Source organism: Streptomyces sp. 5K101, from assembly GCF_046506645.1.
GTDB lineage: Bacteria > Actinomycetota > Actinomycetes > Streptomycetales > Streptomycetaceae > Streptomyces.
The window spans coordinates 22,381-34,569 of sequence record NZ_JBKFFO010000009.1 but is presented as its reverse complement, the minus strand read 5'-3'; the positions used below and the strand labels follow the sequence as shown (position 1 = coordinate 34,569).

Genomic DNA, 12,189 nt, shown 5'->3' with positions numbered 1-12,189 from the left:
CCTAGGCGTGGGCGTCCTCGATGCCCAGCAGACGCCGCGTCCGCGCGTACTTCTCGGTCAGTCGCTCGCGGGTCTCCTCGTCCAGCAGCGCGAGACGCGCGGGATCGGAGTTGTGCGCCAGGTCGGCCTCCTTGACCAGGAGCGCGCCGGGCGTGGCGAGGATGCGCCGCGTGTAGGACACCAGGTCCTCGTCCTCACCCTTGGTGAGGGCGAGGACCATGTCCTTCACGGGCCGCGGCAGTGCCGCGCCCTCCAGCCACTCGCGGCTCAGGACGTCGTCCTCGACCGTGTCGTGCAGCCAGCCCGCGGCGACCTGTTCGTCGCTCCCGCCCCGGGCGCGTACGCCGTGCGCCACGGCGGCGATGTGCTCGGTGTACGGGATCCCGGCCTTGTCCGTCTGGCCGGCGTGGGCGTCGCGGGCGATGGCCTCGATCTCGGCCAGGCTCAGGTTCTGCTGGGGCATGGCTCGACTCTACGGCGGCGGGGCCCGGCGCACCTCAGCAATCGTTCATCGCGCCCCGCTCGCGGCGGGACGCTCCCACTGGCCGGCCCGCATCCTGCCGGGCCGTAGCGGCGGCCGGGACGCCGGCGGCCCGGCGGCGGGCCCGGCGCTCACGGCCGGCGGCACAGCAGGAGCAGCGCCCGGTCGTCGTTGACGTCCTTGGCGACCGCCTCGATCAGGTGCCAGGCCGCGCCCTCGAAACCGGGGGCGACATACCGTTCGGCCTCGCCGGTCAGGCGGTCGATGCCCTCACTGATGTCCCGGCCCGACGCCTCCACCAGGCCGTCGGTGAACAGCATCAGGACGTCGCCGGGGCGCAGGGTGCCCTTGACCGGGTCGAACTGCGCCCCGTCGTAGACCCCGAGGAGCGGGCCGTCGGCGGCCTTCTCCTCCCAGCGGCCGGCGCCCGCGTTCAGCTGGAGCGCGGGCAGGTGGCCCGCGGACAGCAACTCGTAGTCGCCGGAGTCCAGGTCGAGGACCAGATGGATCGAGGTGGCGAAGCCCTCGTCCCAGTCCTGGCGCAGCAGGTAGCCGTTGGCCGCGGGCAGGAAGCCGTGCGGCGGCAGCGAGCCGAGCAGCCCGCCGAACGCGCCGGACAGCAGCAGCGCCCTGGACGCGGCGTCCATGCCCTTGCCGGAGACGTCGGTGAGGACGACCTCCAGGGTGCGGCCGCCGTTCGTACGCGCCGCGACCACGAAGTCGCCGGAGAAGGACTGCCCGCCGGCCGGGCGCAGGGCCATCTCGCGGTGCCAGCCCTTCGGCAGTCGCGGCAGGGCGCTCTGGACCCGGATGCGTTCGCGCAGGTCGAAGAGCATGGTGCCGCCGCGCCGCCACGGCACGCCGACCCGGGCCCGGAACTGCGCGATCAGCAGCCCGAAGAACCCGCATGCGGCGACGACCAGGACCGTGCCGGGGGTGACCCTGGCCGGGCCCTCGGTGTACGGCCCGAGCGCTATGGACTCCACGATCAGCGCGCCCGCCGCCACCGCGTAGAGGGCGAGGAGGCTCGCGGGCCGCAGCAGGAGGCCGCCGGCGACGATCGGCAGCACCAGGGCGGTCGGCGAGAACCACACGGAGGAGGCGATCGTGCCCCAGGTGATGGCCGGGATCGTCAGCAGCAGCCCGGCGAGCGCGAGCCGGTCGGAGCCGCCGCCGCGGAAGTAGTCGACCGCGGACCGGCGCATGGCGGTACGGACCCGGTACACGGCTTTCCGCTGCCGGGCCGTGAACGAGTCTGCTGCTGCGCCGCGGGCCATTGCGAAGGACCCTATCCACCGGCCCGCCCGGCGTGCAGAGGGACCCCCGCGACATTGCGTTCGAAATCGGGTCGCGACGAGTCGCTCCCGGCTGGTAGGCAGGGGCATATGACGACTCAACTGCGGGTGTTGCAGCGGTCCGAGTGGGACCAGTGGTACGGGAAGCTGGAGCGCGCCTTCGGGGGTGTCCCCGACTCCCGGCAGGAGCGCAAACTGTTCGAGTCGCTGACCGAGACCGAGCGATCGCTCGCCGCCTGGGACGGCGACGAATGCGTCGGCACGGCGGGGGCGTTCACGTTCCAGGTCTCGGTCCCGGGCGGCGCGATGGTGCCCGCGGCGGGCGTGACGATGGTGAGCGTCGCGGCGACGCACCGGCGACGCGGCATCCTCACCTCGATGATGCGCCGTCAACTCGACGACACCCGCGCCCTGGGCGAGCCGCTCGCCATCCTCACCGCCTCCGAGCCCGCCATCTACGGGCGCTTCGGGTACGGCACGGCCACCCACCAGATGTCCGTGGAGATCGACTCCTCCCGGGTGCGGATCGCCGTGCCGCCGGGCGCCGAGGACGTACGGCTGCGTTTCGTGACGGTCGAGGAGGGCGCGGCGGCCTGCGAGCGCGTCTACGTGCGCACCATCGGTGCACGGCCGGGCATGCTCGCCCGCACCCCGGGCTGGGAGGGCCTGCCGCTGCTCGACCCTCCCGGCGAGCGCGAGGGCGCGTCGCCGATGCAGTGCGTCCTCGCCGAGCGGGACGGCGAGGTCGTGGGGTACGTCCGCTTCCACAACAAGCCGCAGTGGTCGCCGGCGGGTCCGGAGGGCGCGGTCTCGGTGCGCCAGGTCGACGCGCTGGACCCGGCGGCGTACGCGGCGCTGTGGCGGTTCCTGTGCGAGATCGACCTGACCTCGGTCGTGCGGGCCCGCAACCGGCCGGTGGACGACCCGGTGCTGCACCTGGTCTCGGACATCCGGCGGTGCAACGTGCGGCTGCGGGACTCGCTGCACGTGCGGCTGGTGGACGTGGGCGCCGCGCTGGAGGCGCGTACGTACGCGGCGCCGGTGGACGTGGTGCTCGACGTCGAGGACGCCTTCTGCCCCTGGAACAGCGGCCGTTGGCGGCTGTCGGGGGACCTGAAGGGGGCGTCCTGCGAGCGGACACGGGACGCTGCTGATCTGGCGCTGTCGGTACGGGAGTTGGGCGCGGTGTATCTGGGCGGCGTGTCGCTGTCGTCGCTCGCGGGAGCGGGGCGGGTGCGGGAGCGGCGGGAGGGGGCGCTGGCGGAGGCGTCGGTCGCCTTCGGCGCCGATGCGGTGCCGTGGCTGCCGCACGGGTTCTAGCGGGGGGGGTCGGCCGCTGCGCGGGGCCGTTCCCCTACCCGCCCCTTCCCGAAACCGGGGGCTCCGCGCCCCCGGACCCCCGCGCCTCAGGCCCCGGCGGGGCTGGAAGCCCCCTGGCAGGACGGGCACCAGAAGAGGTTGCGGGCGGCGAGGGCAGCGGTGTGGATCTCGACGCCGCAGATGTGGCACGGCAGGTTCGCCCGGCGGTACACGTAGACCTCACCGCCGTGGTCGTCGACGCGCGGCGGGCGGCCCATCGCCTCGGGGGTGTGCTCGGGACGGACCGTGTCGATGCGGTTGTGGCGCACGCCCTCGCGCATCAGGGCGACCAGGTCGTCCCAGATCGCGTCCCATTCGCGCCGGGTGAGGTCCCTGCCCGCGCGGTACGGGTCGATGCCGTGGCGGAACAGGACCTCGGCACGGTAGACGTTGCCGACGCCCGCGACGATCTTCTGGTCCATGAGCAGCGCGGCGATCGTCGTCCGGGAGCGGGAGATCCGGGCCCAGGCCCGCTCCGGCCCGTCGTCCGGGCGCAGCGGATCGGGGCCGAGGCGGTCGTGGATCGCCTGCTTCTCCCCGTCGGTCAGCAGCGCGCAGGCCGTCGGGCCGCGCAGATCGACGTACGCGTCCGGGTTCGCGAGGCGCAGCCGCACCGTGTCGGTGGGCGGCGGCGCGGGGGCGTCACCGAAGTTCACCTTGCCGAACAGGCCGAGGTGGATGTGGACCCAGCCGAGCGGACCGAACCCGAGGAAGAGGTGCTTGCCGTGGGCCTCGGTGGTCTCGAGGACCTGGCCGTCCACGAGGGCGGCCGAGTCGGAGAACTTGCCCTGGGGGCTGGTGGCGCGCACGGACCGGCCGCCGAACCTCTCGAAGTGGTCGGCGGCCAGTCGGTGGATGGTGTGCCCTTCGGGCATCAGGCGGTGGGCTCCTGCGGGTGGTGCGCCGGGATCGGGGGGAGCTCGCCGGTGGTCTCGTACGCGGAGAGCATGTCGATGCGGCGCGTGTGACGCTCCTCACCCGAGTACGGGGTGCTCAGGAAGATCTCGACGAACTTCGTCGACTCCTCCAGGGAGTGCATGCGGCCGCCGATGGCGACGACGTTGGCGTTGTTGTGCTCGCGGCCGAGCGCGGCGGTCTGCTCGCTCCAGGCGAGGGCCGCACGGACGCCCTTGACCTTGTTGGCGGCGATCTGCTCGCCGTTGCCGGAGCCGCCGATCACGATGCCGAGGCTGCCCTCGTCCGCTGCCGTCCGCTCGGCGGCACGCAGGCAGAACGGCGGGTAGTCGTCCTGGGCGTCGTAGATATGAGGCCCGCAGTCCACGGGCTCGTGGCCGTGGGCCTTGAGCCACTCGACGAGGTGGTTCTTGAGTTCGAAGCCGGCATGGTCGGAGCCGAGGTACACGCGCATGGTCCGAGTGTGGCATGCGGGGCGGGCGCACACCGGGCCGGGGCCCGACTCTGCGCGCGCCCGGCTCGGGGCCGACCCGGGTCTCGTACACGTGACGAAAGCAACGAATCGGAATCGGCCCTTCCGTACCGCGGGATACTGGGATTCAATTCCGAGGTTCGTAACCCGAGCGGCACCAAGACATAAGGATTCGTCCATGACGTCGCAGACGACCCTCACAAAGGAAGGTGGCCAGTCCCTCACCCCGGGGCAGCCGCCTTCCTCCGACGGTCTCAAGGCCGGTCTCAAGAACCGCCACCTGTCCATGATCGCCATCGGTGGCGTCATCGGAGCCGGCCTGTTCGTCGGCTCCGCCTCCGGTATCGCGGCCGCCGGGCCCGCCATCCTCGTGTCGTACGCGCTCGTCGGCGTGCTCGTCGTCCTCGTGATGCGGATGCTGGGCGAGATGGCCGCCGCCAGCCCGAACTCCGGGTCCTTCTCGGCGTACGCGGACCGCGCGCTCGGCCGCTGGGCCGGGTTCTCGATCGGCTGGCTGTACTGGTTCTTCTGGGTCGTGGTCCTCGCCGTGGAGGCCACGGCGGGCGCCGTGATCCTGGAAGGCTGGATACCGGCCGTCCCGCAGTGGGCCTGGGCGCTGATCGTCATGGTCGTGCTGACCGCCACCAACCTGGCCTCGGTGGCCTCCTACGGCGAGTTCGAGTTCTGGTTCGCCGGCATCAAGGTCGTCGCCATCGGCGCCTTCGTCGTCATCGGCCTGCTGGCCGTCTTCGGCATGCTGCCGGGCTCCGACAACCCGGGCGCGGGCTTCGCGCACCTGACCGACACCGGCGGCCTCCTGCCCAACGGCGCGGGCGCCATCCTCACCGGTGTGCTGATGGTGGTCTTCTCCTTCATGGGCAGCGAGATCGTCACGCTGGCCGCCGGCGAGTCGGAGGACCCCCGGCGCGCGGTCACCAAGGCCACCAACAGCGTGATCTGGCGGATCGCGGTCTTCTACCTGGGCTCGATCTTCGTCGTCCTGACGCTGCTGCCGTGGAACGACAAGTCGATCACGGAGAAGGGCTCGTACGTCGCCGCGCTGGACTCGATCGGCATCCCGGCCGCCGGCCAGATCATGAACGTCATCGTCCTGACGGCCGTGCTGTCCTGCCTCAACTCGGGCCTGTACACCGCCTCCCGCATGGCCTTCTCGCTGGGCGAGCGCGGTGACGCGCCGAAGTCCTTCGCCAAGGTCAACGCGAAGGGGGTGCCGACCGTCGCGATCCTCGGCTCCGTCGTCTTCGGCTTCATCGCCGTCTTCTTCAACTACGTGTGGAAGGACACGGTCTTCCTCTTCCTGCTGAACTCCTCGGGTGCCGTGGCCCTGTTCGTCTGGCTGGTCATCTGCTTCACGCAGCTGCGCATGCGCGGCATCCTGCTGCGCGAGGCGCCCGAAAAGGTGACGGTGCGGATGTGGCTCTTCCCGTACCTGACCTGGGCGACCGCCGCCATGATCGTGTTCGTCCTGGGCTACATGGTCTACGACGACGCCAACCGCCAGGTCGCGCTCCTGTCGGTGCTCGTCGCCGCGGTCGTGGTGGCCATCGGCGTGGTGCTCGACGTCGTGCGCAAGCGCAGGGCGGCCGCCGCCGTCGCCGGCTGACACGCCGCAACGCCGCAGCCCCGGTCCTCCTCGAGAGGGCCGGGGCTGCGGCGTTCGTACGGGCGGGATCAGCCCCGGCGGCCGATCAGCTTCCAGGCGGTGGGCAGCGCGCCCATCGCCAGGGCCGCCTTCAGAGCGTCGCCGATCAGGAACGGGACCAGGCCCGCGGCGACCGCCTCGCCGAGGGACATGCCGGTGGCCAGCGCCAGGTACGGGACGCCGACCGCGTAGACGATCGCGGAGCCGGCGGCCATCACTCCCGCGGTGCGCAGCACGGTCCGGTCGGCGCCGCGGCGCGCGAGGGCGCCCACGACGGTCGCGGCCAGCAGCATGCCGAGGATGTAGCCGAAGGACGGCATCGCGTAGCCGGAGGCGCCCTGCGCGAACCACGGCATGCCGGCCACGCCGGCCACCGCGTACAGGCCGAGGGCGAGGAAGCCGCGACGGGCGCCGAGCGCCGTGCCGACGAGCAGGGCGGCGAAGGTCTGGCCGGAGACCGGGACCGGGGAGCCGGGGACCGGCACGGAGATCTGGGCCGCGATGCCGGTGAGAGCGGCGCCGCCGACGACGAGGGCGATGTCGCCGACACGGGACGCCGGCAGCAGGTCGGCCAGTACGGCTCCGGATCGGACAGGGGCGACGGCAGTGCTCATCGGGGGCTCCACGGGGTTGAGGGCAAGCGGGGGACACGGTGACGGTAGCCCAGGGCAATCGCCGCATCACCAGCAGCCGTCCACAAAGCAGCGGTTGACCGGTTGGTGGAGTGTGGACAAAGAGCCGGCGCCATGCACGCCACGGCGTGATGCTCGTCACTGAGGTCCGGGGCGCGCGGCCCGTTTTGCGTCTCGAGCCGGTGCTCGGGGAGACTGTAGGTTCCCCATAACTCGTACAGAGTGAGACGAGAGCACTGCCCGCCATGCACGACGCGCCGCCCACGCCCCTGGCCGCCGAGGCCGAACCTCTCGAACACGGGCTCAAGCAGCGTCATCTGACGATGCTGGGGCTGGGCGGGGTGATCGGCGCGGGGCTCTTCGTGGGCTCGGGCGCGGGTGTCGCCGTCGCCGGACCCGGCATCGTCCTGTCGTATCTGATCGCGGGCGCGCTGGCGACGCTGGTGATGCGGATGCTCGGCGAGATGTCCTCCGCGATGCCGGCCTCCGGCTCCTTCTCGGTGCACGCGGAGCGGGCACTCGGCCGCTGGGCCGGGTTCAGCGTGGGCTGGCTCTACTGGTTCCTGCTCGTGGTGGTGCTGGCCGCCGAGGCGACGGCCGCCGCCGCCATCGCCCACGGCTGGCTGCCGGCCGTGCCGCAGTGGGGCTGGGTGCTCGTCTTCATGCTGGTGTTCACCGCCGCCAACCTGGTCGCGGTGAAGAACTTCGGCGAGTTCGAGTTCTGGTTCGCCGCGCTCAAGGTCGGCGCGCTCGTGCTGTTCCTGCTGCTCGGCACCTTGGCGATCTTCGGCCTGCTGCCGGACACCGAGCCAGTCGGCCTGACCCGTCTCACCGGCGACGGCGGCTTCCTGCCGAACGGCTGGTCCGGCGTCGTCTCGGGCGTGCTGGCCGTCGTGTTCGCCTTCGGCGGTCTGGAGGTCGTCACCATCGCGGCGGCGGAGACGGACGACCCGGCCCGCGCGGTGGGGCGCGCCGTGCGCAGCGCCGTCGTGCGCATCCTCTTCTTCTACGTCGGCTCGATGCTCGTCATCGTGACCGTGCTGCCGTGGACCGCGCAGCAGGCGGGGCTCAGCCCGTACGTCACGGTGCTGGACTCGCTCGGCGTGCCGAGCGCCGGGCGGATCATGGAGATCGTCGTCTTCGTCGCGCTGCTGTCCGCGCTCAACGCCAACCTGTACGGCGCCTCCCGCATGGTCTTCTCGCTCGCCGAACGCGGCGAGGCGCCCGAGGGACTGCTGAGGGTGACGGACTCCGGGGTGCCGCGCCGGGCCGTGCTGGCATCCGTCGCGTTCGGCTTCGCCTCCGTGCTGCTCAATCTCCGGTGGCCCGATTCCGTTTTCCTCTACATGCTCAACGCGGTCGGCGCGGTGCTGCTGTTCGTCTGGGGCCTGATCGCCGTCTCCCAGCTGCGGCTGCGCCGCCGCATCGAGGCGGAGGCGGCTCAGCGGCCGGCCCTGCGGATGTGGGCGTTCCCCTGGCTCACCTGGGCCGCGCTGGCGGCCATGGCCGCGGTCCTCGTCCTGATGCTGAACGACGACGCGGCCCGTCCCCAGGTGCTGTGGTCGGGCGGGGCGACCGCCGCCGTGCTGCTGGTGGCGGCCGTCCGCGAGGTGCGGTCGCGGCGCGGGTGACCATCGGACACACCGTATACGGATGTGGACTTTCCGTGAAGATCGTGACCGTATAGCGGACAAGCGTTCCCTGCGAGAGGGGTACGCACCCAGACTGTCGGCTGCTCCCCCGTCAGCTCATGAACAGGGCCGCCACATGTCCCGGACCTCCGCGCCCGCGCCTGTCGACCAGCAGGCCGACGTCTCCCTCTCGCACGGGCTCAAACAACGCCATCTGTCGATGATCGCCCTCGGAGGTGTCATCGGCGCCGGACTGTTCGTCGGCTCGGGTGCCGGAATCGCCGCGGCCGGCCCATCCATCGTCATCGCCTACGCGCTCTCCGGCCTGCTCGTCATGCTGGTGATGCGCATGCTCGGCGAGATGTCGGCGGCCAACCCGGCCTCCGGCTCCTTCTCCGTCCACGCCGAGCGCGCCATCGGCCCCTGGGCCGGTTTCACCGCGGGCTGGGCGTTCTGGTTCCTGCTCTGCGTGGCGGTGGGCCTGGAGGCGATCGGCGCAGCCAAGATCATGACGGGCTGGCTGCCGGGCACCCCGGAGTGGGCCTGGGTCGCCCTGTTCATGCTGGTGTTCTGCGGCACGAACCTGGCGGCCGTGAAGAACTTCGGCGAGTTCGAGTTCTGGTTCGCCGCGCTCAAGGTCGGTGCGATCGTCCTCTTCCTCGGCATCGGCGTGCTGGCCATCGTCGGTGTCCTGCCCGGCACCGAGGCGCCCGGCACGGGCAACCTCACCGGTGACGGCGGCTTCCTGCCGAACGGCTCCGAGGGCCTCGTCGTCGGTCTGCTCGCCTCCGTCTTCGCCTACGGCGGCCTGGAGACGGTGACCATCGCCGCCGCCGAGTCCGAGCACCCCGTGCAGGGTGTGGCCAAGGCCGTGCGCACGGCGATGTGGCGCATCGCGGTCTTCTACATCGGGTCGATGGCGGTCATCGTGACGCTCGTGCCGTGGAACGACCCGAAGGTCGTCGAGGTCGGCCCGTACGTCGCGACCCTGAACCACCTCGGCATCCCCGCGGCCGGGCAGATCATGAACGTGGTCGTGCTGGTCGCGCTGCTGTCGGCGATGAACGCGAACATCTACGGCGCCTCCCGCATGGCCTGCTCGCTGGTGGCCCGCGGCGAGGGCCCGAAGGCGCTCGGCCGGCTCTTCGGCGGCGTGCCGCGCATCGCGGTGCTCGTCTCGTCGGTCTTCGGGTTCCTGTGCGTGCTGCTGAGCTACTGGCGGCCGGACGACGTGTTCATGTGGCTGCTCAACACCATCGGCGCGATCATCCTCGTCGTCTGGATCTTCATCGCCGTCTCCCAGCTGATCCTGCGCCGCCGCACCGAGCGCGAGGCGCCGGAGAGGCTGGTCGTGAAGATGTGGCTGTTCCCGGTCCTGACCTGGGTCGCCCTGCTGGGCATGGCGGCGGTCTTCGTGCTGATGCTGCGCCAGGAGGAGACCCGGCTCCAGCTGCTCGGGACCGGCATCCTGACCCTGGCGCTCGCCGCGGTGGGCTTCACGCTCCAGAAGGTGCGCGCGTCGCGTGCGGTCGCCTCGGCCGAGGGCGCGGTGGCCGGGCCCGAGGGTGTCGAGGACGCCGCGGACGCCGGCGCTGAGGATGCCGGCGCCGAGGACGCGGGCGCCGCGGACCGGAGTGCCGGCGACGTCGCCGACAAGGACGCGGACGACAAGGACGCCAAGGTCAGCACGGCAGATTGAAGCTGATCAGCGCGGCCCGCTCGGCGTCCGGCGCGAGGCGCAGTTCACTGACCGCCGCGTTCCGCAGCTGCGGGAAGACTCTGCGGTAGTCGGCGAGCGGGATGCCGAGCAGCTCGCAGAGCACCAGCCGCAGCAGGGTGTTGTGGGCGACCACCAGCACCCGCTCCCCCTCGTGCTCGCCGGCGATCCGGCGCAGTGCTTCGGACCCCCGGGCCGCCGCGGCCCGGGGGTTTTCCGCGTCCGGGAACGGATGGGCCACCGGATCGGCGCGGAAGGCGTCCGCGCCGGCCGGGTCCGCGGCCGCGAACTCGGCGATCGTGCGGCCCTCGACGGTGCCGAAGTCGCATTCACGCAGGTCGTGTTCGGTGCGTGGGACGAGCCCGAGGGCCCGGCACGCCGGCTCCGCGGTCTCGATCGCCCGGGAGACGGTGGAGGTCCAGACCGCGTCGACGGGGTGCACCTTCGCCCAGGAGCCGAGCGCCTCCGCCTGGCGGCGGCCCTCGTGGGTCAGGGCGACGTCGCTGACGCCCGCGTAGCGGTTCTCCTCGTGCCAGACGGTCTGCCCGTGGCGGGCGAGCAGCAGGGCGGCGGTCATCGGGTCTCCTCCGTACGGGCGCGTGCGTGGGCGGCGACCGGCTCCGGGAGCCAGCCGCGCCGCTCCAGTTCGCCCACCATCGTCAGGTACGGCTCGGTGAAGCGCTCGCCGCGGCGCGGCCGGACCGTCTCGCGCAGGCGCACCATGCGTTCGGCGGCCCCGCTGAGGCTGACCGCGCCGCCCGCTCCGTACGCCGCGAGGACGGCCATGCCGAGGGCCGGCTCCGCGGCGCGCGGGATGCGGACCTCGCGGCCGAGGATGTCGGCGCGCAACTGGTTCCAGTGGTCGCTGCGCACCGCGCCGCCGGTGAAGGTGAGCGGCCCGTGCAGCGGTGCGCCGAGATGGTCGAGGTAGTCCAGGCACAGCCGCTCGGCGAGGCCCACGCCCTGCAGCAGGGCGGCCCAGTGGTCGGCGTCCGAGGCCGGGGTGCCGAGGAGGAAGGCGGTGGCGTCGGGGGCGACGAAGGGGAAGCGCTCGCCGCGGGAGGCCAGGGGGTAGGCGATCGCCCCGGCCGGGTCGTGGCGCCGCGCCCGGTGGTCCAGGGCCCTGGGGTCCGCGCCCGGGAACGCGGCGCGCAGGGCCCCGCCGCCGACTCCCGAGGCGCCGCCCGGCAGCCAACTGCCGTCCGCCGACAGGTGGTTGTAGACCACTCCAGCGGGGTCGTGGAGCGGTTCGGCGGCGACCCCCTTGAGGACGAGGGTGGTGCCGAGCACCGAGTTCCAGGAGCCGGTGGTCAGCGAGCCGGAGGCGATCTGCGCGGCGCAGCCGTCGGTCATGCCGGCCACGATCAGGGTGCCTTCGGGGATGCCGGTCTCCTCCTGCGCCGTGCGGCACACCTGGCCTAGGCCGCTGCCCGGCAGCACCACGTCCGGCAACACCCCGTTTGGCAGCCGCTGTTCGCCGAAGGTGCCGCTCTCGGGGTCGTAGCCGGTCTTGAGGGCGTGGCTGGAGTCCGTGGGCAGCGGGTGCCCGGCGAGCCGCGCGACGATCAGATCGGCCTGGTGCATCACGCGCGCGCCGCTGCCCCAGCCGTACTCCTCCAGCAGCCACAGCGCCCGCCCGGGGCCGCGTCCCGGCGCGCGGCCGTCGTCGTACATCAGCGCCGGGGTGAGCGGGACTCCCGCCGGGTCGGCGAGCAGCACGGTCCCGGAGGTGGAGCAGACGGCCAGGGCGCGCGGACCCGGCCGGCCGCGCAGCGCCTGCCGGACGGCGGCGCACACGGCGGTCCACCAGTCCTCGGGCGACTGCTCGTGGCGCACGCCGTCGCGTCTGCCGGTCAGCGGGGCCGAGCCGCTGCCGATGACGTCGCCGTCGTCGGTGGCGAGCACCGCGCGGGCGCCCTGGGTGCCGAGGTCGATTCCCATCCACATACCGGCTCCTTCTGTGAAGTTCTCACTTTGCACCGAGAATTTCGCTCGCGCGAGGGATTGACGGCCAACTGGCGGTG

Annotated in this window: 11 protein-coding genes; 4 read left to right on the top strand and 7 right to left on the bottom strand. The window is 72.5% G+C overall.

Annotation, left to right across the window (positions count from 1 at the left end; genetic code table 11):
- Position 1: 1 nt before the first annotated feature.
- Positions 2-463 carry an HD domain-containing protein gene (locus tag ACLB9X_RS18580; protein WP_410361500.1) on the bottom strand — a complete coding sequence of 154 codons (462 nt, stop codon included), beginning with the start codon at positions 461-463 and terminating at the stop codon, positions 2-4.
- A gap of 149 nt (positions 464-612) precedes the next feature.
- Entirely contained in the window at positions 613-1,758 is a 1,146-nt protein-coding gene (locus ACLB9X_RS18575; RefSeq protein WP_410361499.1) for a PP2C family protein-serine/threonine phosphatase, read from the bottom strand.
- 108 nt (positions 1,759-1,866) lie between these two features.
- Here ACLB9X_RS18575 and ACLB9X_RS18570 point away from each other — a divergent pair, with 108 nt between their 5' ends.
- Positions 1,867-3,096: a GNAT family N-acetyltransferase gene (locus ACLB9X_RS18570; protein WP_410361498.1), complete on the top strand. Its 1,230-nt coding sequence runs from the start codon at positions 1,867-1,869 to the stop codon at positions 3,094-3,096.
- An 86-nt stretch (positions 3,097-3,182) separates the two neighbouring features.
- Here the strand turns inward: ACLB9X_RS18570 and ACLB9X_RS18565 are convergent, their stop codons facing one another.
- Positions 3,183-4,010: an Fpg/Nei family DNA glycosylase gene (locus ACLB9X_RS18565; RefSeq protein WP_410361497.1), complete on the bottom strand. Its 828-nt coding sequence runs from the start codon at positions 4,008-4,010 to the stop codon at positions 3,183-3,185.
- Positions 4,010-4,504, bottom strand: a complete 495-nt coding sequence (locus ACLB9X_RS18560) for a ribose-5-phosphate isomerase (protein ID WP_410361496.1) — start codon at positions 4,502-4,504, stop codon at positions 4,010-4,012. The genes ACLB9X_RS18565 and ACLB9X_RS18560 overlap by 1 nt, the downstream gene beginning before the upstream one ends.
- Before the next feature lie 196 nt (positions 4,505-4,700).
- On the opposite strand from ACLB9X_RS18560, the gene ACLB9X_RS18555 reads away from it, so the two are divergent.
- Complete coding sequence (locus tag ACLB9X_RS18555; RefSeq protein ID WP_410361495.1) at positions 4,701-6,146, top strand: amino acid permease; 1,446 nt, start codon at positions 4,701-4,703, stop codon at positions 6,144-6,146.
- Between the two features lie 68 nt (positions 6,147-6,214).
- Here the strand turns inward: ACLB9X_RS18555 and ACLB9X_RS18550 are convergent, their stop codons facing one another.
- On the bottom strand, positions 6,215-6,799 hold the full coding sequence (locus tag ACLB9X_RS18550; protein ID WP_410361494.1) for a biotin transporter BioY: 585 nt from the start codon (positions 6,797-6,799) through the stop codon (positions 6,215-6,217).
- Positions 6,800-7,062: 263 nt separating this feature from the next.
- On the opposite strand from ACLB9X_RS18550, the gene ACLB9X_RS18545 reads away from it, so the two are divergent.
- A complete protein-coding gene (locus ACLB9X_RS18545) occupies positions 7,063-8,448 on the top strand; it encodes an amino acid permease (RefSeq protein ID WP_410361493.1) in 1,386 nt (461 codons plus the stop codon).
- A gap of 136 nt (positions 8,449-8,584) precedes the next feature.
- Positions 8,585-10,147, top strand: a complete 1,563-nt coding sequence (locus ACLB9X_RS18540) for an amino acid permease (protein WP_410361492.1) — start codon at positions 8,585-8,587, stop codon at positions 10,145-10,147.
- On the opposite strand, the gene ACLB9X_RS18535 is transcribed toward ACLB9X_RS18540, so the two are convergent.
- Together ACLB9X_RS18535 and ACLB9X_RS18530 are read right to left on the bottom strand one after the other, a co-directional pair.
- Complete coding sequence (locus ACLB9X_RS18535; protein WP_410361491.1) at positions 10,131-10,742, bottom strand: histidine phosphatase family protein; 612 nt, start codon at positions 10,740-10,742, stop codon at positions 10,131-10,133. The genes ACLB9X_RS18540 and ACLB9X_RS18535 overlap by 17 nt on opposite strands.
- Complete coding sequence (locus tag ACLB9X_RS18530; protein ID WP_410361490.1) at positions 10,739-12,112, bottom strand: FGGY-family carbohydrate kinase; 1,374 nt, start codon at positions 12,110-12,112, stop codon at positions 10,739-10,741. The genes ACLB9X_RS18535 and ACLB9X_RS18530 overlap by 4 nt, the downstream gene beginning before the upstream one ends.
- Between the last annotated feature and the right edge of the window lie 77 nt (positions 12,113-12,189).

Coding starts and splice junctions, on each gene's coding strand:
- ACLB9X_RS18560 (WP_410361496.1), bottom strand. CDS start 4,504: ATGCGCGTGTACCTCGGCTCCGACCATGCCGGCTTCGAACTCAAGAAC.
- ACLB9X_RS18580 (WP_410361500.1), bottom strand. CDS start 463: ATGCCCCAGCAGAACCTGAGCCTGGCCGAGATCGAGGCCATCGCCCGC.
- ACLB9X_RS18545 (WP_410361493.1), top strand. CDS start 7,063: ATGCACGACGCGCCGCCCACGCCCCTGGCCGCCGAGGCCGAACCTCTC.
- ACLB9X_RS18550 (WP_410361494.1), bottom strand. CDS start 6,799: ATGAGCACTGCCGTCGCCCCTGTCCGATCCGGAGCCGTACTGGCCGAC.
- ACLB9X_RS18530 (WP_410361490.1), bottom strand. CDS start 12,112: ATGTGGATGGGAATCGACCTCGGCACCCAGGGCGCCCGCGCGGTGCTC.
- ACLB9X_RS18565 (WP_410361497.1), bottom strand. CDS start 4,010: ATGCCCGAAGGGCACACCATCCACCGACTGGCCGCCGACCACTTCGAG.
- ACLB9X_RS18555 (WP_410361495.1), top strand. CDS start 4,701: ATGACGTCGCAGACGACCCTCACAAAGGAAGGTGGCCAGTCCCTCACC.
- ACLB9X_RS18535 (WP_410361491.1), bottom strand. CDS start 10,742: ATGACCGCCGCCCTGCTGCTCGCCCGCCACGGGCAGACCGTCTGGCAC.
- ACLB9X_RS18570 (WP_410361498.1), top strand. CDS start 1,867: ATGACGACTCAACTGCGGGTGTTGCAGCGGTCCGAGTGGGACCAGTGG.
- ACLB9X_RS18575 (WP_410361499.1), bottom strand. CDS start 1,758: ATGGCCCGCGGCGCAGCAGCAGACTCGTTCACGGCCCGGCAGCGGAAA.
- ACLB9X_RS18540 (WP_410361492.1), top strand. CDS start 8,585: ATGTCCCGGACCTCCGCGCCCGCGCCTGTCGACCAGCAGGCCGACGTC.